Source organism: Ensifer sp. WSM1721 (assembly GCF_000513895.2).
Lineage (GTDB): Bacteria > Pseudomonadota > Alphaproteobacteria > Rhizobiales > Rhizobiaceae > Sinorhizobium.
Window position 1 is genome coordinate 444,103 of the sequence record NZ_CP165782.1, and the last position, 23,578, is coordinate 467,680.

Below are 23,578 nucleotides of genomic sequence, written 5' to 3' on the forward strand. Positions count from 1 at the left end.
GTTTCGAGCGTTCTGGACGAATGTAAAGAAATGTGAAGCGGTTCGGCGCGCATCGTCTGCAAAGGGTGGTGGCGAGCGGCGGTCTCCGTACTCGAGAGATAATGGTCTCGCTCTTTCGCGAATGTGGAAGAGGCGCGCCGCGGTCACAGACGGGGCGAGCGAAGGCATCAAGCATTTCGCCTAGTTCGATCAAGTTGCCGCGCGCGAGACGAACATTGTCCACGTCAGACCGGCAGCCCGGTCTGTTTCCGCAAGCTCTTGTCGAACGCGGATTCGGGGACGAAACGGCGCAGCAAGCGAACTTGGCCGGCCAGCTTTCCCGCGGTATAGCGTCTTCTCGGCGCCTTAGCCGTTGCCGCTTTGACAACGGTCTCGGCCACGACCTCGGGGTCGTCGCCTCTTTCGACGCTCTTCTGCATGTGCACTTCCATGTCAGCGCGCACCGCGTCGTAGACAGCAAGGGAGCGATCGGGCCTGGTTATGTTTTCCTCGAACGCCGTGCGGGTAAAGCCGGGCTCGACCAGCGCGACCCGAATTCCGAATGTGCGCAGTTCGTGATCGAGCGATTCGGAGTAGCCTTCGACGGCATGCTTGGTCGATGCATAAAGCGCATTGTAGGGGGAGGGGATCAGCCCCAGAATGGAACTTATGTTGATGATCCTGCCCTTGCCTTGACTCCGCATGGTTGGCAACACCGCGTTGGTCATGCGGAGCACGCCGAAGACGTTCACGTCGAACAGCGCCTGTGCCTGGGCGGTTGAGGACTCCTCCGCGCCGCCGAGCAGTCCAATGCCGGCATTGTTGACAAGCAGGTCGATACGCCCTGTCTCGGCAAGCACCTCCTCGACCAGTTTCGCCACGGATGCGTCATCGGTCACGTCACAGGTCAGCATGGTGACGCCATCGGATCTTTCGGGCACCGCGCGACGGCTGGTTCCGAAGACGTGAAAGCCCGCCTTCTGCAAGGCTCTGGCCGTCGCGTGCCCGATGCCGGTCGATGCCCCAGTTACCAGGGCGACCCCAAGATTGGCTTTGTTCATTGAAATTGCTTCCTTCTTTGTGCTGGAGTTCGTGGGGGAATGACGCAAGCGCTCTCGTTCATGCTGCCCGGCTAAGCTTCAGTCACGGGCGGCAAGCTTGTCAGTCCATCGTCGAAACACGGCGCTGGCGTTGACACCTCCGAAGCCGAAGCCGTTGGAGATCGCGTAGTCCATCTCCGTTGGCCGGGCCTGGTTTGCGATGAAGTCAATCCCGTCGGCAGCCGGATCAGGAGCGCTCAAATTGAGCGTCGGCGGGGCCGTCTGATCCCTAAGCGCCAGGATCGTGAAAATCGCTTCAAGCCCGCCGGCGGCTCCGAGCAGGTGGCCGGTGGCCGACTTCGTTCCGCTGACAGCCACGCTGAAATCCGCGCCGAAGACCCTCTTGATCGCCGCGATTTCCCCCAGGTCGCCGACTGGCGTGGAGGTCGCGTGCGCATTGAGGTGGCGGATCTCGCGCGGCGAGATTCCGGCCTGGGCAATCGCGATCTCCATGGCTCGGCGGGCGCCGTCGCCGTCCTCGGGACCGGACGTGACGTGGTGGGCGTCCGCAGTCGTGCCGTAGCCGACGAGCTCGGCGATCGGCTTCGCGCCGCGTGCGAGCGCGTGGCTCAATGCCTCGATCACCAGGATGCCGGCGCCTTCGCCCATGACGAAGCCGTCGCGCAACATGTCGAAGGGGCGCGAGGCCCGATCAGGCGTTTCATTGAAGCCGGTCGAAAGAGAGCGTGCCGCGGCAAAACCACCGAGGCTGACGATATTCATGCACGCTTCCGTTCCGCCGCACACGGCAATGTCGGCTTCATTGGCGCGGATAAGACGAGCCGCATCGCCAATCGCCTGAATGCCGGCGGCACACGCTGTTACCGGTGCGCCGATCGGCCCTTTGAAGCCGCACCGGATGGAAATTTGTCCCGCTGCCAGGTTCACCAGGAAAGACGGTACGGTGAAGGGTGAAAGACGCCGCACACCGCGCTGATCAACCGTTCGCACGGCCTCCGTTATGGCCGGAAACCCGCCAATGCCCGAAGCGATGATCGTGGCGGTGCGGGTCCGGTCATCTTCCGAGACCGGCTTCCATCCCGCCTGCGCAAGCGCCTCTTCTGCCGCCGCCAGTGCGAAGAGAATGAATCGGTCTACCTTGCGCTGATCCTTTGGAGCAAAGACGGTATTCGGATCGAAGCCCGCCTCGGGGTCTTCTTCCAGAGAGGGAACCGTCCCGCCGATCTTCGCCGGCAGGTCTCCCACCACTTCGTCCGGAAGCCGCCGGATTCCCGAACGGCCAGACAAGAGCCGAGACCAGGAAGCCGCCACATTGGCTCCGAGCGGGCTAACTGCTCCCATGCCTGTAACAACGATACGGCGCATGTGTTCTCCAGTTGTCATTTTGTTGGATCCGTCCGCGCGACTGCGCTGGGCGATCTTGAGGAACCAAGATTTGCGTCGGCGCGGGTACAGCGATGACGCCGCTGCGGGATAGCGGGAGTGATCTCATGCTTTCCCGGCGGACGCCGCAATCCGGCGAACCTCGTCGGCAGCCACGTTGAGAAACCGCTGCGACAGCTCTTTATCGTTCAGGATCCGGGAAATCGTCACGGCACCTACCATGAGCGATAGCATCGCCATGGCTTTGCCATAGGCTTCTGGGCTTTCCGCCTCCGGCATCAGTTCTTCGAGAATTTGAAGATGCGCTTGAATGCCGTCCTGGAACGGGGCCTTTACCTTCTCGCTTTGACGCGCCGCATCAGCGCCAAGCGCCACCAAGGGACAACCGTCGCTCTTCTCTTCGCGATGCCCCAGCGACAGGTAGAGCTCAATAACGGCCTCAAAGGGGTCGGGGCTCGCGGCAGCGACAGCCGACCACCTGCGGGTCGCCTGCTCCATCGCTCGCCTCGAAGCCTGTGCCGCAAGATCGTCCTTGGAATCGAACTGCTTGTAGAATCCGCCCTGAGTCACGCCGGCTCCTTTCATCAGATCCTTGAGCCCAATGCCGTCGAAGCCGTGCTCTCGAAAAAGCCGGCTTGCTGCGTTGATGACCGCTTCGCGATTTGCCTCCGCCTGTGCGCGGCTAACCCTCATGATCGACCTCCAATTAGATTTCACTTGACATCTATACTATGATTAGATTTAGATCGCAATCTAATAGAAGCAGCGCCCGTCAACAAGGGTCATCTGACATGAACCGCAAATTTCTTCTCACATCGATCGGTCTTATGGCTGCAGTCGGCGGCGCGGCGTTTGCGTTCGTTTTCGAAATGCCAACGCGAGACGCGGAGGCCGCAGATCCCCGTGTCGCGTCGCCACTTGTAAGGGTCGTGGAAGCGACGAGGCCGGAAAGAGCCAAGCGCGCCTTTACAGGTACGATCGCTGCCCGAGTGCAGAGCAATCTTGGTTTTCGCGTGCCCGGCAAGATCATTCAGCGCCTGGTGGACGTCGGTGAACAGGTGAAGGCGGGCCAGCCGCTGCTGCGGATCGATGAGACCGATCTACAACTTGCCCTCACGGCGAAGCGCAATGCTGTCGCTGCGGCACGCGCTGTTCTGGTTCAGGTGCGTGCGGACGAGAGGCGATATGCTGTCCTGGTGAAGAACGGATTGGCGGCGACGCCGCAGCGTTACGAGCAGGCGAGGGCGGCGCTGGACACCGCCACGGCACAGCTTGCCGCCGCGGAAGCGGAAGCGAAGGTCGCAGAGAACGAGGCGACCTATTCTGTCCTGGTGGCGGACGCCGATGGGACCGTAACCGAAACGCTTGCCGAGCCGGGGCAGGTTGTCGCCGCCGGTCAGCCGGTGGTCAGACTTGCCCACGCCGGCCCCCGTGAGGCGGTGATCGCACTTCCCGAAACGCTCCGGCCGGCGCTCGGCTCGGTGGCCGAGGCCAGCCTGTACGGGCGCGAGGAGCATCGCTACACGGCACGTCTGCGGCAGCTATCGGATTCCGCCGATGCCCAGACCCGTACATACGAGGCCCGCTATGTGCTCGACGGCGAGGCCGCGGCGGCGCCGCTCGGCGCCACGGTGACAATCCGGCTTCCAAGCCAGGCGAGTGAACCGGAGGTCCAAGTGCCGCTCGGAGCCGTGCTCGACGACGGCGAGAGGACCGGCGTTTGGGTGGTGGATAGCACCACCTCTACCGTACACTTTCGGCCCGTCAAACTTGTTCGCGTGACCAGTGAAGCCGCCATGATCTCCGGATTGAACTCTGGCGATGCGATCGTTTCGCTCGGCGCTCATCTCCTGCAGGAAGGTGCTCGCGTCAGGACTGCGCCTGAGGGGAACAACTGATGATGAATCTCAATCTTTCCGCGATCGCCGTTCGCGAACGCGCTGTCACCCTGTTCTTCATCCTCCTGCTGGTGGCCGCCGGCGTCTATGCCTTCCTCATGCTCGGACGAGCGGAGGATCCGAACTTCACCATCAAGACCATGACGGTCACGACAGCGTGGCCCGGTGCGAGGGCGCGCGAGATGCAGGATCTCGTTGCCGAACCGTTGGAGAAGCGGCTTCAGGAGCTGACCTGGTACGACCGGGTGGAGACGACCACACGGCCAGGTTATGCCTATATGACGGTCACGCTGAAGGACAGCACCCCGCCATCCGTCGTGCAGGAGGAGTTCTACCAGGCCCGCAAGAAGCTCGGGGATGAGGCCCGCAACCTGCCCTCCGGCGTCTTCGGCCCCTTCGTCAACGACGAATATTCGGACGTGAGCTTCGCCCTTTATGCGCTGAAGGCCAAGGGCATGCCGATGCGTGAGCTGGCGAGGCAAGCGGAGGTGATCCGCCAGGACCTCCTGCACGTGCCCGGAGTCAAGAAGATCAACATCCTCGGTGAACGCCCCGAACAGATATTCGTCGAGTTCTCCTACGCCAAACTGGCAACCCTCGGCGTCTCGGCACAGGATATCGTTGCCGCCTTGCAGCGGCAGAACACCGTCACACCGGCGGGCTCGATCGACACAAAGGGGCCGCAGGTCTTCATCCGGGTCGACGGCGCTTATGACAGTGTCCAAGCGATCGCCGACACGCCGATCGCGGCTGCTGGGCGGACGCTGAAGCTCTCCGACATCGCCGAGGTCCGCCGCGGCTACCAGGATCCTCCGACCTACCTGATCCGGCGCCAGGGTGAGCCGACCATCATGCTCGCCGCCGTCATGCAGGAGGGCTGGGATGGTCTCGCGCTCGGGAAGGCGCTGGAGGACAGGACTGCGGCGATCGCATCGGCACTGCCGCTCGGGATGACGCTCGACAAGGTGACCGATCAGGCCGTCAACATCAGCTCGGCGGTCGACGAGTTCATGATGAAGTTCGCGATGGCACTCGGCGTGGTGCTGGTGGTGAGCCTGCTCAGCCTCGGTTGGCGCGTCGGCATCGTCGTAGCGGCTGCCGTCCCCCTGACGCTTGCCGTCGTCTTCCTCATCATGCTCGAAACCGGCCGGTTCTTCGACCGCATCACGCTCGGCGCCCTTATCCTGGCGCTTGGTCTTCTCGTCGACGACGCCATCATCGCCATCGAGGTGATGGTGGTGAAGATGGAAGAAGGCATGGACCGCATCAAGGCGGCGGCCTATGCGTGGAGCCACACTGCGGCGCCGGTGCTGTCCGGAACACTCGTGACGATCGCCGGCTTCCTGCCGGTGGGCTTCGCGCGCTCGACGGCCGGCGAATACGCCGGCAACATTTTCTGGGTCGTGGGGTTCGCTCTCATCGTCTCCTGGATCGTCGCGGTGGTCTTCACGCCCTATCTTGGCGTCAAGATGCTGCCCGCGATCAAACCGATCGAAGGCGGTCACGACGCGATTTACAACACACCGAACTATCGGCGTCTGCGACGGCTCATCACCTTTGCGGTGCGCCACAAGTTTCTGACCTGCGCTATCGTCGGCATCGCCTTCGCGCTCTCTGTAGTCGGCATGGGCGGCATCAAACAGCAGTTCTTCCCGACGTCCGACCGCCCCGAGGTGCTGGTGGAGGTTCGCCTGCCGCAAGGCACCAGCATCGAGACGACGACCGCGACAGTCGAGAAGCTCGAACAGTGGCTGGACAAGCAGCCTGAAGCCAAGATAGTCACGAGCTATGTCGGTCAGGGCGCGCCCCGCTTCTTCTTTGCGATGGCGCCGGAATTGCCTGATCCCGCCTTCGCCAAGATCGTCGTGCTGACCCCGAACGCCGAGGCGCGCGAGGCCTTGAAACACCGGCTGCGCGAAGCGGTGTCACAGGGGCTTGCGCCGGAGGTCTATGTACGGGTCACCCAGCTTGTGTTCGGACCCTACACGCCGTTCCCGGTCGAGTTTCGCGTCATGGGACCTGATCCGGAGCAACTGTACAGCATTTCCGAGAAGGCCCTCGGCATCATGCGCGGCGTCCCGGACGTGCGGCAGGCCAACCGCGACTGGGGCAATCGCACGCCCGTACTCCGCTTCGTCCCGGATCAGGATCGGCTGAACCTCATCGGCCTCTCGCCGGCCGAGGCGGCCCAGCAACTGCAGTTCCTCCTCACCGGTATCCCCGTTACGCAGGTGCGCGAGGACATCCGCAATGTCCCGATCGTCGCACGCAGCGCCGGCAACGAACGACTGGATCCGACGCGTCTGGCGGACTTCTCATTGATGAGCCGCGACGGCCGTCCGATTCCGCTCGACCAGATCGGCCATTCGGAAGTCCGTCTGGAAGAGCCGATCCTGAAACGCCGCGATCGCACGCCGGTCATCACGATCCGCTCGGACATCAATGAGGCGACCCAGCCTCCGGAGGTCTCCAAGCAGGTCATGACGGCCCTTCAGCCGTTGATCGCATCCCTTCCCGCCGGCTATCGCATCGAAATGGGTGGATCGATCGAGGAGGCTGCCAAGGCCAATGCCGCGCTGGGCAAGGTTTTCCCGGCCATGATCGCCGCGATGCTGATCGTCATCATGCTGCAGGTGCGATCCTTCTCGACGATGGCAATGGTCATGCTGACGGCGCCGCTTGGCCTTGTCGGCGTCGTGCCGATGTTGCTCACCTTCAATCAGCCCTTCGGCTTCAACGCCATCCTGGGCCTGATAGGACTGGCCGGCATCCTGATGCGCAATACGCTGATCCTGACCGAACAGATCAAGGAGAACCGTGCTGCCGGCCTCGATGCCTATCACGCCGTCATCGAGGCCACGGTGCAACGCACGAGGCCCGTGATCCTGACCGCACTTGCCGCCGTGCTGGCCTTCATTCCCCTCACACACTCGGTCTTCTGGGGGTCGATGGCCTATACCCTGATCGGCGGTACGGCCGTCGGCACGGTGCTGATCCTGCTCTTCCTTCCGGCGCTCTACGCGGCGTGGTTCCGGATCAAGCCAACTGCAGATGAGCATGAGGTGCCGAGCGAGGAGCCGGAATTGCGCATAGCAATGGCTGCCGAGTAGGGCTGGTCGTCGGGTGGACACCGTGCGTCTCGCGCGCGAGGCTTTGCCCGACATGCCTAGGCCAGTTTCACGACCTTGCCGCTTACACAGGGCGTGGAGGCGGGCGAGTTCGAGGTTGAAGATGCCACGGAAGCGGCGCGTGCGGTTAAGACCGCGTTCACCCCGTTCTTCTATCCGATCCTGGTCGAACACTGCGTTCAACGCGGCGAAGACACCGAAGCGGCCCCGCGCGAGCAGATCCGCTTTATCCAAAAGGCTCTCGGCAAGTCGGACTATGCGGGCCGTAAACGGGGTCCGCCACTCCGGAAAATCAAGGAAGTGAGGGAATTTAGGGAGATTTGGCTGGGGAACCTGGATTCGAACCAGGACTAACGGAGTCAGAGTCCGCTGGTCTACCGTTAACCTATTCCCCAAGGTCCGCTGGTCAAGCTTAGCCGCCGCGTCGGTGTGGCGGGCTTATAAACAAAAGAACGGCGGATGCAAATACCTTTTGGCAAAAAAATGCGGCCGCGCTGCGTTCAACTCGTTCCAAGTTGCGGTAAAGCGCGCAGGGCCGCTATGCGCTTCGTTTCGATGGGCTTGTCGTCCAAGGAGAGTAAGACTTGGGGTCACGAGCCCTTCTCAGCCTCAAAAAAGGTTTGGCGAAAAAGGGCGGCGCTGGTACAGTCGCGCCAACGCAAAATCGAGAGAGCGCCTTGAGCGGCCGCAAGGCTTCGCGCGGCGCCATGGTTGAGACACGTGAAAGACCCCGAACACGGCGAGGTGCCGTCTGAATCCGGGGCGTCGGCAGCAGGTCGTGGCGAGGCGCGCAAGCATGCGTCGCGCGGCGGCAAGGGCAAGCGGAGGCGGCGCAAGCCCTCCGGTTCGCCGCCTGCAATTGCCAGCCGATCCGGCGAGGCCGGAGAAGCAGGGCGTCCCGCAGCAATGGATGAGGCGGAGCCGGCGCGCAAGCGCAAACGGCGCCGGCGCTCGAAATCAGCAAGACCACAAAACGAGCCCGCGGCCGCCGCTTCCGGCGGAGACGTGCCGCTTCTCCATGCGACGGTCACCGGCAAGAAAAGTCATAGGCGCAGCGGGAAGGCGCGTCATCGGCGCGGCCTTCAGGGGCGGCCGTTGGCGTCGGCGGGCAAACCACCTGCAACGCCGCGGCCCGGCGAATCGCAGCGCCCGCGCGGTGCCGAAACCGCTCCGCCGCAACCTCCACAGCAGCCGCGTTCCGAAAAGGTGAGTGCTCCCTATGTGGCGCCGAGCGAGCCGCCGTCGCCGTTTTACGCGGCGCTCGATCTCGGCACCAACAATTGTCGCCTCCTGGTCGCGCAGCCGACCCGCCCCGGTCAGTTCCGCGTCGTCGATGCGTTCTCCCGCATCGTCAGGTTGGGCGAGGGGCTCGGCGCGAGCGGGCGCCTCTCCGACGATGCCATGGAGCGCTCCGTCGAAGCGTTGAAGATCTGCGCCGCCAAGCTCAACACCCGGTCGATCCGCCGCCGCCGGCTGATAGCGACGGAGGCCGCGCGGTCGGCCGCGAATGGCGAGACCTTCCTGAAGCGCGTCGCCGAGGAGACCGGCCTCGAACTCGAAATCATCAATCGCGAGACCGAGGCGCGGCTCGCGGTTTCCGGCTGCTCCTCGCTCGTCGATCGTGAGACCAAGTCCGTCGTGCTCTTCGATATCGGCGGCGGCTCGTCCGAGATCGCCGTCATTCGCATTGGCGAGAACCGTTCGAGCCGGCTTGCCAATCACATCACCCATTGGACCTCGCTACCGGTCGGCGTCGTCACGCTTTCGGAGCGCCATGGCGGCGAGCACGTGACGCCTCAGAGCTTCGAGACGATGGTGCGCGAGGTCGAGGACATGCTCGCCGCCTTCGACAGCCCCTCGGTGGATGCGCTGGCCAGTGGCACCGACAGCGGCTTCCATCTGATCGGCACGTCGGGAACCGTGACGACGCTCGCCGGCGTGCACCTCGACCTGCCGCGCTACGATCGCCGCCGTGTGGATGGGTTATGGCTCTCCGACGACGAGGTTTCGGCCATGCAGGCGCGGCTCCTCTCCTGGGATTTCGCCGCGCGCGCCGCCAATCCCTGCATTGGGCCGGACCGGGCCGATCTGGTACTGGCGGGCTGCGCAATCCTCGAAGCGATCCGTCGCCGCTGGCCGTCGACGCGCATGCGGGTCGCCGATCGAGGTCTGCGCGAAGGGCTATTGACCGACATGATGGCAGACGATGGGGCCTGGCGCCGGGCACGGCCGCGCCGCCACCAGCGCAGCTTCGGTCCTCCGCCGGCCGGCGAGGAGCGGCTGAAGTCCCACGAAGGAAACAACGCATGACGAAATCCCCGATCGGCGGCAACCGTAGCGGCCGCAAGCTCGGTCAGAAGGTGAAGAAGGGCAAGCTCAAGGCATCCTCGCGCCGGTGGCTCGAGCGCCACATCAACGATCCTTACGTGCAGCGGGCGCAGCTCGAAGGCTACCGCGCCCGCGCCGCCTTCAAGCTCCTGGAGATCGACGAGAAGCACAAGATTCTTTCCGGAGCGAGGCGGATCATCGATCTCGGTGCCGCACCCGGGAGCTGGTCGCAGATCGCGGCCAAGGTGACGAATTCGACCGACGCCGATCCGCGTGTCGCAGCGATCGACTTTCTCGAGGTGGACCCTGTCCCGGGCGTCCGTTTCCTGCAGATGGATTTCCTCGATCCCGAAGCGCCGGAAAAGCTCAAGCAGGCGATCGGCGGAGCTCCCGACATCGTCATGTCGGACATGGCGGCGCCGACGACCGGCCATCGCCAAACCGATCACTTGCGCACCATGCATCTCTGCGAGGTGGCGGCGCATTTCGCCGTCGACGTGCTGGCCGAGGGCGGACATTTCCTGGCGAAAACCTTTCAGGGCGGCACCGAGCGCGATCTGCTCAACATGCTGAAGCAGAATTTCCGTCAGGTCGTGCATGTGAAGCCGGCCTCTTCCCGTGCCGAATCGGTGGAGATGTTCCTGCTCGCCAAGGGCTTCAAAGGCAGGCAACCGTCCGAGACCGGAGAGCCCGCGGAAGGTACGGCGGAGTAGGACGATGCTGCTTTATGTGACCCTCGGCTCCAACGACCTCGAACGGGCCGGCGCTTTCTATGACAGGACGCTCGCGACGCTCGGCCTGAAACGCGGCAAGCAGGACGAGGTCGAGATCGGCTACGGCGCGGAGAGCGACTTCCGCTGCCGCCTGTGGGTCGTCACCCCGTTCAACCGTGAGGCGGCAACGACCGGCAACGGCTCGATGGTGGCGCTCGAAGCGGATAGCCGCGCGGCGGTCGATGCGTTCTATGCCGCCGCTCTCGCCAATGGCGGTACGGACGAGGGCGCACCGGGGCTTCGGCCGTTCCACCCGAATTTCTACGCTGCCTATGTCCGCGATCCGGACGGTAACAAGCTCTCGGCCGTCTGCGAGCGGCCGGAATAACTCCGTTTATTTTCCGGCCGTCGTCGTCTCCGCCTGCCGCATCGGCAAGCGGTGGCCGGAAACGGAAGCGCCGGCGTTCTTAGCCATGGTCAAGAAGGGGATCGCCGCGAGCAGGTTGGCGACGGCGATGATCATGAAGGCGACGTGGAAATCCTCGAGGCTGAGCGGACCGCCGCTGATCGCGGTCTCGATTTCGAGGATCGCGCCTGCGAGCGCCACTCCCAGGGCAAGGCTGATCTGCTGCAGGACGGCGCTCATCGACGTCGCCTTGCTGGCATCCGCATCTTCGATATCGGCGAAGGAAAGCGCGTTGACGCTGGTGAAGAAGAAGGAGCGGGCGAAGCCGGCGATCAGCAGGATCGAGATCATCACGAGATAGGGCGTCGCCGGCGTGAAGAAGCCATTGGCTAAGGTCATGACGCCGGCGATCACGGCCGCAATGATCAGCGTCGTGCGGAATCCGGCGAAGGCGAGCACACGGCGGGCGAGGAACTTGGTGGTGATGGCGCCGACCGCGCCGATGAAGGTGATGAGGCCAGACTGGAACGCGCTAAGGCCGAAGCCGACTTGCAGCATCAGCGGCATCAGGAAGGGCACGGCACCGACGGAGATCCGGAAGATCGTGCCGCCGATCGAAGCGGCGCGGAAGGCGCCGTCGCGAAACAGTCGAAGATCGAGCACCGGTGCCGGATGCCGGCGCGCGTGGAAGATGTAGAGCAGCGACGCGGCGATTCCCGCGGAAACGGAGGCGATGCCGATCGCCGGCGGCAGCGCCGGCAGGCTGATGACGGAGAGGCCGAAGACAACGCCGGCGGCGGCGGCACCGCCGAGCAAAAAGCCGAGGACATCGACCGGCGGCGGGCTTCGCCGCTCCATCTCCGGGAGGTAAATGCCGGAAAGCACATAGCCCGCAATACCGACCGGCACGTTGATCAAGAAAATCCAATGCCAGGAAAAATAGGTGGTGATGAAGCCGCCGAGCGGCGGGCCGGCAAGCGGACCGACCAGCGCCGGGATGGTGAGCAGCGCCATTGCCGAGACCAACTCGCTACGTGGCGCGCTGCGGACGAGAACGAGGCGCGCGACCGGCGTCATCATGGCGCCGCCCATCCCCTGCAGGAAGCGTGAAAGAACGAATGCGAGGAGACTGTCGGCGACAGCGCAGAACACCGACCCGGCGATGAAGACCAGCATCGCGGCGCGAAAGATGCGCTTGGCGCCGAAGCGGTCCGCCATCCAGCCACTCAACGGGATGAAGATCGCGAGCGCCACCATGTAGGAAGTCAGCGCCAGCTTCAGCGTGATCGGCCCGACGCCGATATCGCGCGCGATCGCCGGCAACGATGTCGAAATGACCGTCGAATCCATCTGTTCCATGAACAGAGCGACGGCGAGGATCATCGGGACGATGCGATTCATGAAAAGGCCTTAGAGCTGTAGCGGTCGCGCGGGTAAAGGCTTCCGATGGCTTTGTCAGGGCCAAACCGGAGATTGCAGATCAAAAGCCTGTGATCCGGGCTGTCCTTTTCTGTCAAGGCGCTACTTCTCGCCTGTCATGTCTGCGCGCGGGCAGCGCCAAATTAGCAGGAGGGAATCGTGACGGCATTTTCATTAAAGCGGCGAACCTTGTTCGCAGCAGGGGTGGGCGCTTTGGCGGCGCCAAGCCTGCTGGCGGGCCTTGCGAATGCTCAGGAAAGTACGGGAAAGGACGCTGTGGCCAACGGTGCGGATTTCAAGACGTTGAAGCTCGGAAGCTTCAAAGTGACGGTGATCAGCGACGGCACGCGCGCCTCGGACAATCCGCACGAGACCTACGGCACCAATCAGCCGGCAGACGCAGTGACCGCGCTGCTCGAGCAGAATTTCCTGCCGACCGCCGGGTTCATCAATGGCTTTTCCCCGGTTCTGGTCGATACCGGATCGGACATCGTGCTGTTCGACACCGGGCTCGGTGAGGGTGGTCGGGACGCGGGAACGGGGAAGCTCGCTGCGGGTATCCGGGCCGCCGGCTACACGCCCGAGCAGGTTTCGGTGGTCGTGATCACCCATATGCACGGAGATCACATTGGCGGCCTCATGGAAGGCGGCAAGCCGGCTTTCCCTGACGCCCGCTATGTGACGGGCGAGGTGGAATATGATTTCTGGAAGGCTGCTGCCCGCGTCGGTACGCCCGCCGAAAACGGGCACAAGGCGGTGCTTCAGAAAGTCGTGCCGCTCGCCGAGAAGACCACCTTCATAGCCGACGGCGCGGAGGTCGTGCCGGGCATCAGCGCCATTGCCGCTTTCGGTCATTCGCCGGGGCACATGATCTACAGGCTCGACTCGGAGGGCAAGGCCATGATCCTGACGGCGGACACGGCCAATCACTATGTCCTGTCGCTGCAGCGGCCGGATTGGGAGGTCCGCTTCGACATGGACAAGTCAGAAGCGAGCGCGACCAGAAAGAAGGTCTTCGACATGATCGCGACGGATCGGCTTCCCTTCGTCGGCTATCATATGCCGTTCCCCGCTGTCGGCTTCGTCGAGAGGCAGGATCAGGGCTACCGTTTCGTGCCGGCGACCTATCAATTCGACATCTGAAAGTCCTTTGTTGCTCTGCAACGATATTTTAGCACGGCCCGGGAGATTTCCGGGTCTACAGCGCCGCACGTCTTCAGACGCGCTAAGGTCGCTGTAGCACTTTGAGCTGCGGCATGTTTCTTGAATCGGCTACGATTCAAGAAACATGCCGTGGGCTATTTTCATTCTGACATATCCGTGTTACGAGCCCTCGCCAACTTCCAAGACAAGCTTTGAAGTCGCCCGGTGGACAAGTTGCTGATCGTCCCCGGGGATTTTCGTTTATTGAAGAGGAACTGGCCATGGCGCGTATCATCGAAACGGCAACCGGTCTGGAGGCTTTGACCTTCGACGACGTCCTGCTCCAGCCGGGACATTCCGAGGTCATGCCGGGCCAGACGAACATCGCGACGCGCATCGCGCAGGATATCGATCTCAATCTGCCGATCCTTTCATCCGCCATGGACACCGTCACCGAGGCACGGCTCGCGATCGCCATGGCCCAGGCCGGCGGCATCGGCGTCATCCACCGCAATCTGACGCCCGTCGAGCAGGCGGAAGAGGTTCGCCAGGTCAAGAAGTTCGAAAGCGGCATGGTCGTCAATCCGGTGACGATCGGCCCGGATGCGACACTTGCCGACGCGTTGAGCCTGATGAAGGCGCATGGCATTTCCGGCATTCCCGTCGTCGAAAACGGCGGTGTCGGCGGGCAGACCCAGGGCCGTCTCGTCGGCATCCTCACCAACCGCGACGTTCGCTTCGCTTCCGATCCGTCGCAGAAGATCTATGAGCTGATGACCCGGGAGAACCTGGTCACCGTCAAGGAAAACGTCGACCAGCAGGAAGCCAAGCGTCTGCTGCACAAGCATCGGATCGAGAAGCTGCTGGTGATCGATCCGGAGGGCCGCTGCGTCGGCCTGATCACGGTGAAGGACATCGAGAAGTCGCAGCTTAATCCCAACGCCTCCAAGGACGCTCAGGGCCGCCTTCGCGTCGCCGCCGCCGTCAGCGTCGGTGACGACGGCTACGAGCGCGCCGAGCGGCTGATCGACGCCGGCGTCGACATGATCGTCGTCGATACCGCCCATGGTCATTCGCAGCGCGTGCTGGATGCGGTCGGCCGGATCAAGAAGCTTACGAATTCCGTCCGGATCATGGCCGGCAATGTCGCGACGGCGGAGGGCACCAGGGCGCTGATCGATGCGGGTGCGGATGCGGTCAAGGTCGGCATCGGTCCCGGTTCCATCTGCACGACGCGCATCGTCGCCGGTGTCGGCGTGCCGCAGCTCGCGGCGATCATGGCGGCCGTCGAGGCGGCTAAGGCGGCGGGCATTCCGATTATCGCCGACGGCGGCATCAAATATTCCGGCGACCTTGCGAAGGCGATCGCCGCCGGCGCTTCCGCCGTAATGATCGGCTCGCTGCTCGCCGGCACCGATGAAAGCCCGGGCGAGGTCTTCCTTTACCAGGGCCGGTCCTTCAAGGCCTATCGCGGCATGGGCTCCGTCGGCGCGATGGCCCGCGGTTCGGCCGACCGTTATTTCCAGGCCGAAGTTCGCGATACGCTGAAGCTCGTGCCGGAAGGCATCGAGGGCCAGGTTCCCTTCAAGGGGCCGGTGTCCGGGGTTCTGCATCAGCTCGCCGGCGGCCTCAAGGCTTCGATGGGCTATGTCGGCGGCGCCACGATCAAGGATTATCAGGAGCGCGCCACTTTCGTCCGCATCTCCGGCGCCGGTCTTCGCGAGAGCCACGCGCATGACGTGACGATCACCCGCGAGAGCCCGAACTATCCGGGCGCGGCCTGATATCTCCTTCGGTGCCCCGGTCAGGGTAGCGCTACAGCGCCCTTCCTGCCGCATGCCGGTCACGCAGTTTTGTAAGTCTTTGTAAGTCTGTGACCGCCCGCTGGCCTATCTTGTCGGCGGGCGGTTTTCCGTTCATCGACCGCCGAAACCAACAGAAGGAGGCCGTCATGGACAAGCCTGTGATCACCCAGGCGATGATCGATGCGTATGACGAATATACCCATTTGACTCTCGATCGCCGCCGCTTCATGGAAACGCTGACGGCGCTTGCCGGTTCAGCTGCCGCCGCCGCGGCAATCGCGCCGATGCTGACCGCCAACAGCGCCAAGGCCGAAATCGTTGCGGCGACCGACGAGCGGATCAAGGGAGAGGACATCCACTATCCCGGTGCCGATGGCGACATGAAGGGCTACCTGGTTCGGCCGGCCAACGCGACCGGCAAGCTTCCGGCAGTGATCGTCATCCATGAGAATCGCGGTCTCAATTCGCACATCAGGGACATTGCGCGTCGCGTTGCGCTTGAAGGCTTCGTGGCACTTGCTCCCGATTTCCTCTCGCCCGATGGCGGTACTCCGGGCGACGAGGACAAGGCACGCGAGATGATCAGCGCACTCGATCAGGCCGAGACGAGCGAGAATGCGGTCGCAACCGTCACGTACCTGAAGGGACACGCGGAAAGCACAGGCAATGTCGGCGCCATCGGCTTCTGCTGGGGCGGTGGTCTCGTCAACCGGCTTGCCGTGAACTCGCCGGACCTGAAGGCCGGCGTCGCCTATTACGGCTCTCAGCCGAAGGCCGCGGATGTGCCGAAGATCAAGGCTGCGTTGCTTCTGCACTACGCAGGGCTGGACGAGCGCATCAATGCTGGCATTGAAGATTATCGGAAGGCGCTGACGGAGAGCGGCAAGGACTTCACGATCCATGTCTACGAGGGCGCCAATCACGCTTTCAACAACGACACGTCGGCGGCTCGCTACAACAAGGAGGCGGCCGACCTCGCCTGGCAGCGTACGGTCGAGTTCCTGAAGGCGAAGCTCGCCTGACACCGATCGAAGTGCAGCGACGACCGGCGCCTCGGCCGAGGTGTGCCGTCTTCGTTCGGCTGCGCAAGTCGTCACCAGCCGGGCAGCATGTGGCTCTGCCTGAGGCGCGGATAACGCGGGAAGCCCTTGATATCGCTGTCGAGATCGTCGTTGACGGCGATCGGCGTGATGTTGTCGAGGCAGGCCGTGATGTGGTTGGTGATGGCGTTGGACAGCGACGGCGAAAGGCCGGGGCGCTTCATGATGCCGATCTGCACCGGTGCGAGCGCCGGAAATCCGTCCGCCAGAGTGAGAACCTTCATGCCGGGGCGCAGCGCCGATTCCGGCAGCACCGACACGGCCATGCCGGCAAGTACCGCCGCGGCGACGACCGTCGACGACCAGCTCGTGAACAGGATCTGGTATTCCCTGCCGGTCGCATCGAGGGCGGCGCAGGCGGCCTGCCGCCACAGACAGTCGCGGCGTCCGACGGCAAGCGGGATCGGTGCGTTTTCGGGGAGCGGATGGTTGATCGAACTCACCCAGCAGAGCGGCTCGGTGCGCACGACGTCAGAGGCCCGCGCCCGCGGATTATGGGTGACCAGCGCGATGTCGAGATCGCCCTTCGCCATCTTCTCGGCGAGATCCGCCGAAGGCTCGCAGACGATGTAGAGCTCGACGTTCGGATGCGTCTTGGCGAAACGCACGATGATTTCGGGCATGTAGCGATCGGCATAGTCGTCCGGCGTGCCGATACGAAGCGTGCCTTCGAGCCGGTTGTCGTCGAAGGATGCAATCGCCTCGTTGTTGAGGCGGATCATCCGCCGGGCGAAATTCAGGAGCCTGTCACCCTCGACGGTGAGCCGGTTACCTCGGCCGTCCTTCATGAAAAGCGGCTTGCCTATGCGCTCTTCCAGGCGGCGCATCTGCATCGAAACGGCGGACTGGGTCTTGAAAACGCGGTCGGCAGCCTTGGTGAAGCTGCCGGTGTCTGCAATGGCGACGAAAGTTTGCAATTGATCAATATCGAGCGGTGCGGACATGGCCGGAATACCCATAAGATTGTTTGATGAATATCATTAAAAACATTCGTTGGACTGATCAATAAGGATTTGCGATTGATAAGTCGCAAATTACGTCAATCTCTCGGCGCGCCCTCGCCGATCTAGCGAATTATTTTCCGCCTGCCCCTGCGTAGACCTCCCCGCAGGGGACAGGTCTCTTCGTGCCTGAGAAAAGGAGTTCCGTCATGCGCACGACCCCACACGCCCTCGATCTCGACCTCGTTGCAGGCAAGCCGTCGCTTGCGTCCCGCACGGCAGGCGTCGTCGGTGTGCTCACGGCTGTCTGGCGCCTGTACCGAAACCGCTGTCAGATCGCCCGTCTGCACGATCTCGACGACCGTCAGCTCCTCGACATGGGATTGAGACGCGAAGACCTGAACGAGGCCTTGACCTCGTCCTTCTTCGACAATCCGGGCAGCTATCTGACGCGGGCGTCGCGAAACCGGGTGAACCTCTTTTATAGGGGAGTCCGCCACGATTGATTATCCCGATGGCGCGTCCCGCCGCCTCGGACGCGCCATTTGCGGCATGATCCTGCGCGAGGTTGCCGCCGTTGCGCAGATCATGCCGCGAAGTTCCAGTTACGGTGTGTAAGTTGCGCCGAACAGTTCCCCGCAGGGTATGAGCCAATAGACCCTGCTCCTTGCCCGGTACATGCCAAGACATGTACCGGGCTTTTTTGCGTTGGCGGAGTGTGCCCCTCGTCCGGCTGCCGCCACCTTCTCCCCGCTTGCGGCGCGAAGGGACTCGCGGCGCTCCCTCAAGCCCTCTCCCCGCCTGAGGGGAAAGGGCTGGGGTGAGGGGGCATCCGCAGACCAGCTTAGCCCTTGCCACCAGAACTTTTTCTGTAGCTTTCGAAGAGGGCGTCGATGTTCTTCTGATATTCCTTCTGCATTTCCAGCCCGGTGTCGAACATCTTGTTCATCGCCTGCGAGAACTGAGTGAAGGCCGGGTTTTCTGCCGGCGCCTTATCGGAGGTGCCTGAGCTGTTGCTCATCATCTCCTGGAACGCCTTGAAGAACGGATTGTCGGCGAAAAAGTCGGGCGCCTTCGGCTTCTCCTCCGCTTTGCCCATGCCGAAAAAACCCTGCATCGCCTGGGTGAAGGGGTTGTCGAAGGGGTTCGGCGGAGGTGCCGGTTTTTTCGCTAGGCCCGTCGCCTCCATCCACTGCTGCATCAGCACCATGATCGGATTGTTGGCGAGGGCATCGCTCATCTGGCCCGTGGTCTGCTTGAACAGGCCTCCCATGAGGGTGCTCGCCATCACCGGCAGCATCTGCTTGTAGATCTCCTGACCGATCCCTGTCATCTGCGCCGCCTGCGCCGCGATCGCGCGCGACATCTCCTTCGAGCCGAAAAGCTGACCGAGGATATCGTTGCCGTCGGCAACGCCTTGAGGCGTGAAGGCTTGTCTCATGTCCTCGAAATATTTGGCGTAATTGCCGGTCGAGAGTGCCGTGAGCAGCGCGCCGAAATCGTAAGGGTTGGTGGTGTTGCGCTTGAAGGCGGTGGAAAAGGCCGGCATCAGCGCCGCCGCGGCCTTCGCCATCTGCTCCTGCGCGAGGCCGAATTGCTTCGCCATCAGTTCAAGGGCCTGGCCGTTCTGCGCCTGTGCGAACATGTCATAAAGCGGTGCCATTGGCGTTTCCTTCCCGGGCGAACGACGCATGTCATTGCACTATAACGGGAATCAAGGGACTGGAAACCGCTTTTTATGGAATGCCTGCCGGAGCGGATTCGGATACCGATTCCCTTTCCTCGCTCAGTACTGGTATTCGGCGAATACCGGCTCGACCGATTCGTTCCAGCGGCCGTGGTAGAGCGCGAGCATGTCCTCGGCGAGCGTCGCCTTTTTCGCCAGGACTTCGTCGAGCGGCGCCAGGAATTGGCTTTCGTCGATGCCGTCGCCATTTACCCGATTGCGGCGCTTGAGACCGTCGCGCGAAATCGCGAGGACCTCGCGCGCGACGTCGAAGAGCGACATCGTCCTGAACCTGGCCGAAAGCGCCTGAGCGGGAACCGCGTTCCTAAGCGCAAGGACTTCCTTATAGGTCCAGTCGTGGGTCAACGTCTCGGCCGCCGCCAGAGCCTCCCGGTCGTAGAGCAGGCCGACCCAGAAGGCAGGGAGCGCACAGATCCGTCGCCACGGGCCGCCGTCGGCGCCGCGCATCTCGAGGAAACGCTTCAGGCGGACATCCGGGAAGAGCGTCGAGAGGTGGTTGGTCCAGTCGCCCATATTGGGCTGCCATTCGGCGACCTCGCCCTTCAGCGCCCCATTCATGAACTGGCGGAACGTGATGTGGGTACAGTCGTGATAATGTCCGCCGCGTACGACGAAATACATCGGCACGTCGAGCGCCCATTCTGCGTAATCGACAAAACCGAAGTCCGGCTTGAAGGCCGAGGGAAGCAGGCCCGCGCGTCGATTGTCGGTGTCGCGCCAAATGTCTCCGCGCCAGGAGAGAAGCCCGTTCGGCTTGCCGTCGGTGAAGGGGGAACTCGCGAAGAGGGCGGTCGCAAGCGGCTGCAGCTTCATCGACACCTGCATCTTGCGCCGCATGTCCTCCTCGGAGGAAAAGTCGAGATTCACCTGGATCGTGCAGGTGCGGTACATCATGTCGAGGCCCTTGGTGCCGACCTTCGGCATGTAACGCGTCATGATCGCGTAACGCGATTTCGGCATGCGCGGCGTCTCGTCAAAGGTCCATTTCGGACTGCCGCCGATGCCGAGGAAGCGGATGCCGAGCGGCTCGGCGATCTCGCGAAGAACGGCCAGGTGCTGGTTCGATTCCTTGCAGGTCTGGTGCAGGTTCTCGAGCGGTGCGCCGGAAAGCTCGAATTGTCCGCCGGGCTCCAGCGAGATCGCGCCGTTGCCTTCGCGATCGGCAAGGCCGATGATATTGCCCTCGTCGACGATCGGCTCCCAACCATTCCTTTCGGCCATGCCGTTCAGCAGCGCCTGAATGCTGGCCTCGCCGAAATAGGGCACGGGACTGTTGTCCGCCTTGAAGAAGGCGAATTTCTCGTGCTCCGTGCCGATCCGAAACTTCTCCTCCGGCTTTGAGCCTGATGCCAGATAGGCGGTCAGGTCAGCGACAGAGGTAACCGGCGTCTGGTCGGTGGTATCTCGGGCCATATTCGTCTTCTTTGCCTGGGCGGCTCCTGCCGATCAGCAGGAGTGGATGGAGGGTGCTTGAACCGGAATCAAGTGCGGTGCAAGTCAATTTCTTTCAAGATGTCCTCAAAAAAACTCCGCGAAGATTTTGCGACAAAACGCCATCTATCGCCAGTCGCCGATCGACGCCTGAATGACCGCCATTGCCGCGACCGCCGCGGTATCGGCGCGTAGGATACGCGGCCCGAGCGGGATCGCCGTCACGAAATCGAGACTGTGCAAGAGCGTTCGCTCGGCCTCTGAAAAGCCGCCTTCCGGACCGATCAGGAGCGCAAGCCGGCGTTCGCTGATACCGTTGAGGATAGGCAGCGGGTTCTGGCTTTCATTGCCCTCGTCGCAGAAGATGATGCGCCGGTCGCGGGGCCAATTCGCCAGAAGATCTTCAAGCTTCCGCGGCGCCTCGACGGCGGGGATGCCGAGGACGCCGCATTGCTCGGCCGCCTCGACGACATTGGCACGAACGCGGTCGAGGCTGGCGACCTTGCCCTGTACGTGCTGCGTCATCACAGGCTGAAGCACGCCGGCTCCCATTTCGACGGCTTTCTGTATGAGATAGTCGAGACGGCCGACCTTGAGCGGCGCGAAGAGGTAGACGAGATCGTAAGGGAGTGGTTGCGGGCGCGTCTGTTCGACTGCCGTCAGGACCGCCTGTTTGCGCGAAGGCATGGAAAGCTCCGCCCGCCACTCGCCATCCCGGCCGTTGAACACGAGGAGCGAGGAGCCCTCATTGAAGCGGAGCACGTTGACGAGGTAGTTGAACTGCTCTCTCGTGGCCTCGTGCCTTGCGCCGGCGTGAAGCGGACTCTCGACGAACAGTCGCTGCATGCGAAAGTTGGCGCGCATTTGGTCACCTACAGAAAAAGGCCGGAAAGGATGAAGTAGACGACGGCGGAAAGCAGCGCCGATACGGGAACCGTAATCACCCAGGCTGCAACGATCGTCAGGAAATAGGAGCGGCGCACCAGCCGGCGGCGGCGCACCTCGGCGAAGTTCGTTTCGACCTTCTCCATGAAGTCGGCGTGGCCGGTCCTGCGGCGGACATATTCGAGCCTTCGCTTGGAGCGCCGCGTATACCATTCACGGAAGAAGCCGACGCCGAAGACGGCGCCGACCGCGGTGTGGGTCGAGCTGATCGGCAGCCCGAGGGCCGAAGCGAGCAGCACAGTGATCGCCGTCGCGAGCGCCACGCAGAAGGCCCGCATCGGATTGAGACGCGTGATCTCCTCGCCGACGACGCGGATGAGCAGCGGTCCGTAGAGCGTGAGGCCGAGCGAAATGCCGAGCGCGCCGATGAGCAGCACCCAGAAAGGCGCCTCCGATCGCGCCGTCGAGGCGACGCCGTTGACGGCGGAGACGATCGCCGACAGGGGGCCGATCGCGTTCGACACGTCGTTGGCGCCGTGCGCGAAGGAGAGCAGTGCTGCAGCGAAGATGAGCGGCAGGCGGAACAGCTTGCGCAGCGACTGGTTGCGGTTGTCGAGACCTTCCGACTGGCGGTGGATCCACGGCTTCGACAAGACGTAACAAGCGGCGCCGGCCAATACACCGATCGACAGCGCGGTCGGAAGCGAGATAAACGTCACATGATCCAGGGCAAAGACCGCCACATAGGCAGTGAAGCATCCTGCCGTCACGCCGAGAACGACCGGCATCCAGCGCCGGGCGGCGGCGATCTTGTCGTCGCGATATATGACGAATTCCTTGAGAAAGGCGAGAATGAGCGCAGCGATGGCGCCACCGAGCAGGGGAGACACCGACCAGCTGGCGGTGATGCCGGCGATCGACCACCATTTGACGCTGGCAAAGCCAGCGGCGGCGAGGCCCGCCCCGACGATGCCGCCGACGATGGAGTGCGTGGTCGAGACCGGTGCGCGCGAATAGGTGGCGATATTGATCCAGATCGCCGATGAGATCAGCGCGGACATCATCACCCAGACCAGCGTCTCGGCGGTCAAGAGCTGCGTGCCATCGACGATACCGGCTTCGATGGTAAGCGTGACACGGCGCCCGGCGATCAGCGCACCGGCGATCTCGAACACCGCGGCGATCGAGAGCGCGGTCGCCATCGACATGGCTTTCGCACCAACCGCCGCGCCGACGTTGTTCGTCACGTCGTTGGCGCCGATGTTCATCGCCATGTAGCCCGCGACCGCTGCCGCAGCAATGACGACGGCCATGCCGGACGCGCCGGTGAAATAGCTCGCGGCGAAACCCATGCTGAGGATCAGGAAGAGAGCTGCGAGACCCGGCGCCGCCAGGCGGCGCATGACATGATGCGACGCCTCCTCGGCAAGACTGAACTTGTCGAGGTCCTTGTCGATCGTCAGCTTCTCCAGACGCGGGCGCGGCTTGGCCACTAGGTGTTCTCCATCGTGATGATCGCAGTAGCGGCAGCGGCCGGCGCATTCAAGCGGAATTGAGGAGGACGGGACTAGGCGGGGGGACGAAGCCCTGCCGATGCGCAAGGCGCGCCGGGATCGGCGTTAGTCCTTGGTGGTCTTCTGCTTCGGCTCCGGAGTGGCAGTCATCCGTTCGCCGAAGCCGAGGACGAGCTCCTTCAGTGAAGGCTCGGCCACGCGGCTGGCTGCCTCCTGGTAGTCGACCCACTCGAGTCGTCTGGCGCCCTTTTCCGGGAAGTTCTTGCAGAAGTCCTCGACTTCAAGCGCGTGCACCTGCACCTTGCAGGAAATCGCCAGGCCATGATCCATGCGCTTCTGGTAGACATAGGAGCCGATCGCGGCCCTATGCGCCTTGCCCTTGACTCCGGCCTCTTCGTAGGCCTCGCGTTCGGCGACCTCGTGCGCCCGCTTTCCCTGCATCGGCCATCCCTTGGGGATGACCCAGCGTCCCGTATCGCGGCTGGTGATCAGCAGGATTTCGAGCGCGTTGGTCTTCTTGCGGAAACGGTAGCACAATGCGGCATACTGCATGCGCGCCGGGCGACGCAGCATCAGATGCACATCAGAGGCCAGCCGATGCAAGATGTTCAAGGCGCGAATACTCCTTATGCGGGCGAATCGGCAGCAATCAGTTACCTTAAGTGTATGCCTTACTTGCCTTACCTTCAAATGAAGT

At 63.0% G+C, this 23,578-nt stretch carries 20 protein-coding genes and 1 tRNA gene; 10 read left to right on the top strand and 11 right to left on the bottom strand.

Annotation, left to right across the window (positions count from 1 at the left end; genetic code table 11):
• Nucleotides 1-224: 224 nt before the first annotated feature.
• The 3 genes from M728_RS02165 to M728_RS02175 form a co-directional block, all read right to left on the bottom strand.
• Nucleotides 225-1,040: an oxidoreductase gene (locus M728_RS02165; RefSeq protein ID WP_026618384.1), complete on the bottom strand. Its 816-nt coding sequence runs from the start codon at nucleotides 1,038-1,040 to the stop codon at nucleotides 225-227.
• Nucleotides 1,041-1,118: 78 nt separating this feature from the next.
• The gene (gene fabF / locus M728_RS02170) at nucleotides 1,119-2,405 is read right to left on the bottom strand and encodes a beta-ketoacyl-ACP synthase II (RefSeq protein WP_026618385.1); all 1,287 of its coding nucleotides are present in this window, start codon (nucleotides 2,403-2,405) and stop codon (nucleotides 1,119-1,121) included.
• A gap of 123 nt (nucleotides 2,406-2,528) precedes the next feature.
• Entirely contained in the window at nucleotides 2,529-3,116 is a 588-nt protein-coding gene (locus M728_RS02175) for a TetR/AcrR family transcriptional regulator (protein WP_026618386.1), read from the bottom strand.
• 98 nt (nucleotides 3,117-3,214) lie between these two features.
• Between M728_RS02175 and M728_RS02180 the strand changes: the two genes are divergently transcribed.
• From M728_RS02180 to M728_RS02190, 3 genes are all read left to right on the top strand, one after another.
• Nucleotides 3,215-4,321 (top strand): efflux RND transporter periplasmic adaptor subunit, encoded by a 1,107-nt coding sequence (locus M728_RS02180; RefSeq protein WP_026618387.1) that lies wholly within the window; start codon nucleotides 3,215-3,217, stop codon nucleotides 4,319-4,321.
• Between the two features lie 2 nt (nucleotides 4,322-4,323).
• On the top strand, nucleotides 4,324-7,431 hold the full coding sequence (locus tag M728_RS02185) for an efflux RND transporter permease subunit (protein WP_026618388.1): 3,108 nt from the start codon (nucleotides 4,324-4,326) through the stop codon (nucleotides 7,429-7,431).
• A gap of 75 nt (nucleotides 7,432-7,506) precedes the next feature.
• Nucleotides 7,507-7,803 (top strand): hypothetical protein, encoded by a 297-nt coding sequence (locus tag M728_RS02190; protein WP_198023357.1) that lies wholly within the window; start codon nucleotides 7,507-7,509, stop codon nucleotides 7,801-7,803.
• On the opposite strand, the gene M728_RS02195 is transcribed toward M728_RS02190, so the two are convergent.
• A tRNA-Gln gene (locus M728_RS02195) sits at nucleotides 7,771-7,844 on the bottom strand. The genes M728_RS02190 and M728_RS02195 overlap by 33 nt on opposite strands.
• A 325-nt stretch (nucleotides 7,845-8,169) precedes the next feature.
• On the opposite strand from M728_RS02195, the gene M728_RS02200 reads away from it, so the two are divergent.
• Genes M728_RS02200 through M728_RS02210 form a run of 3 tightly spaced genes read left to right on the top strand, consistent with a single transcriptional unit; the run spans nucleotide 8,170 to nucleotide 10,878 of the window.
• Entirely contained in the window at nucleotides 8,170-9,759 is a 1,590-nt protein-coding gene (locus M728_RS02200; protein WP_026618389.1) for a Ppx/GppA phosphatase family protein, read from the top strand.
• The gene (locus M728_RS02205) at nucleotides 9,756-10,490 is read left to right on the top strand and encodes an RlmE family RNA methyltransferase (RefSeq protein WP_026618390.1); all 735 of its coding nucleotides are present in this window, start codon (nucleotides 9,756-9,758) and stop codon (nucleotides 10,488-10,490) included. Before M728_RS02200 ends, M728_RS02205 begins: the two co-directional genes overlap by 4 nt.
• A gap of 4 nt (nucleotides 10,491-10,494) precedes the next feature.
• Entirely contained in the window at nucleotides 10,495-10,878 is a 384-nt protein-coding gene (locus tag M728_RS02210) for a VOC family protein (protein ID WP_026618391.1), read from the top strand.
• A 6-nt stretch (nucleotides 10,879-10,884) separates the two neighbouring features.
• Here the strand turns inward: M728_RS02210 and M728_RS02215 are convergent, their stop codons facing one another.
• Nucleotides 10,885-12,297 (bottom strand): DHA2 family efflux MFS transporter permease subunit, encoded by a 1,413-nt coding sequence (locus M728_RS02215; RefSeq protein WP_026618392.1) that lies wholly within the window; start codon nucleotides 12,295-12,297, stop codon nucleotides 10,885-10,887.
• 174 nt (nucleotides 12,298-12,471) lie between these two features.
• Here M728_RS02215 and M728_RS02220 point away from each other — a divergent pair, with 174 nt between their 5' ends.
• From M728_RS02220 to M728_RS02230, 3 genes are all read left to right on the top strand, one after another.
• Nucleotides 12,472-13,458, top strand: coding sequence for an MBL fold metallo-hydrolase (locus tag M728_RS02220; RefSeq protein ID WP_026618393.1), 987 nt, complete (start codon nucleotides 12,472-12,474; stop codon nucleotides 13,456-13,458).
• Between the two features lie 281 nt (nucleotides 13,459-13,739).
• Nucleotides 13,740-15,242, top strand: a complete 1,503-nt coding sequence (gene guaB, locus M728_RS02225) for an IMP dehydrogenase (protein WP_026618394.1) — start codon at nucleotides 13,740-13,742, stop codon at nucleotides 15,240-15,242.
• Nucleotides 15,243-15,409: 167 nt separating this feature from the next.
• The gene (locus M728_RS02230) at nucleotides 15,410-16,285 is read left to right on the top strand and encodes a dienelactone hydrolase family protein (protein ID WP_026618395.1); all 876 of its coding nucleotides are present in this window, start codon (nucleotides 15,410-15,412) and stop codon (nucleotides 16,283-16,285) included.
• Nucleotides 16,286-16,356: 71 nt separating this feature from the next.
• On the opposite strand, the gene M728_RS02235 is transcribed toward M728_RS02230, so the two are convergent.
• Nucleotides 16,357-17,307 carry a LysR substrate-binding domain-containing protein gene (locus tag M728_RS02235; protein ID WP_026618396.1) on the bottom strand — a complete coding sequence of 317 codons (951 nt, stop codon included), beginning with the start codon at nucleotides 17,305-17,307 and terminating at the stop codon, nucleotides 16,357-16,359.
• Between the two features lie 206 nt (nucleotides 17,308-17,513).
• Between M728_RS02235 and M728_RS02240 the strand changes: the two genes are divergently transcribed.
• Complete coding sequence (locus M728_RS02240; protein WP_026618397.1) at nucleotides 17,514-17,810, top strand: DUF1127 domain-containing protein; 297 nt, start codon at nucleotides 17,514-17,516, stop codon at nucleotides 17,808-17,810.
• A 338-nt stretch (nucleotides 17,811-18,148) separates the two neighbouring features.
• Here M728_RS02240 and M728_RS02245 read toward each other — a convergent pair whose 3' ends face one another.
• The 5 genes from M728_RS02245 to M728_RS02265 form a co-directional block, all read right to left on the bottom strand.
• Nucleotides 18,149-18,967, bottom strand: a complete 819-nt coding sequence (locus M728_RS02245) for a DUF937 domain-containing protein (RefSeq protein WP_026618398.1) — start codon at nucleotides 18,965-18,967, stop codon at nucleotides 18,149-18,151.
• 123 nt (nucleotides 18,968-19,090) lie between these two features.
• Entirely contained in the window at nucleotides 19,091-20,464 is a 1,374-nt protein-coding gene (locus M728_RS02250; protein WP_026618399.1) for a glutamate--cysteine ligase, read from the bottom strand.
• 144 nt (nucleotides 20,465-20,608) lie between these two features.
• Entirely contained in the window at nucleotides 20,609-21,346 is a 738-nt protein-coding gene (locus M728_RS02255; protein ID WP_026618400.1) for a 16S rRNA (uracil(1498)-N(3))-methyltransferase, read from the bottom strand.
• A gap of 8 nt (nucleotides 21,347-21,354) precedes the next feature.
• Nucleotides 21,355-22,860 carry an inorganic phosphate transporter gene (locus tag M728_RS02260; RefSeq protein ID WP_026618401.1) on the bottom strand — a complete coding sequence of 502 codons (1,506 nt, stop codon included), beginning with the start codon at nucleotides 22,858-22,860 and terminating at the stop codon, nucleotides 21,355-21,357.
• A gap of 126 nt (nucleotides 22,861-22,986) precedes the next feature.
• Nucleotides 22,987-23,493: an NUDIX hydrolase gene (locus tag M728_RS02265; RefSeq protein ID WP_026618402.1), complete on the bottom strand. Its 507-nt coding sequence runs from the start codon at nucleotides 23,491-23,493 to the stop codon at nucleotides 22,987-22,989.
• Nucleotides 23,494-23,578 lie beyond the last annotated feature (85 nt).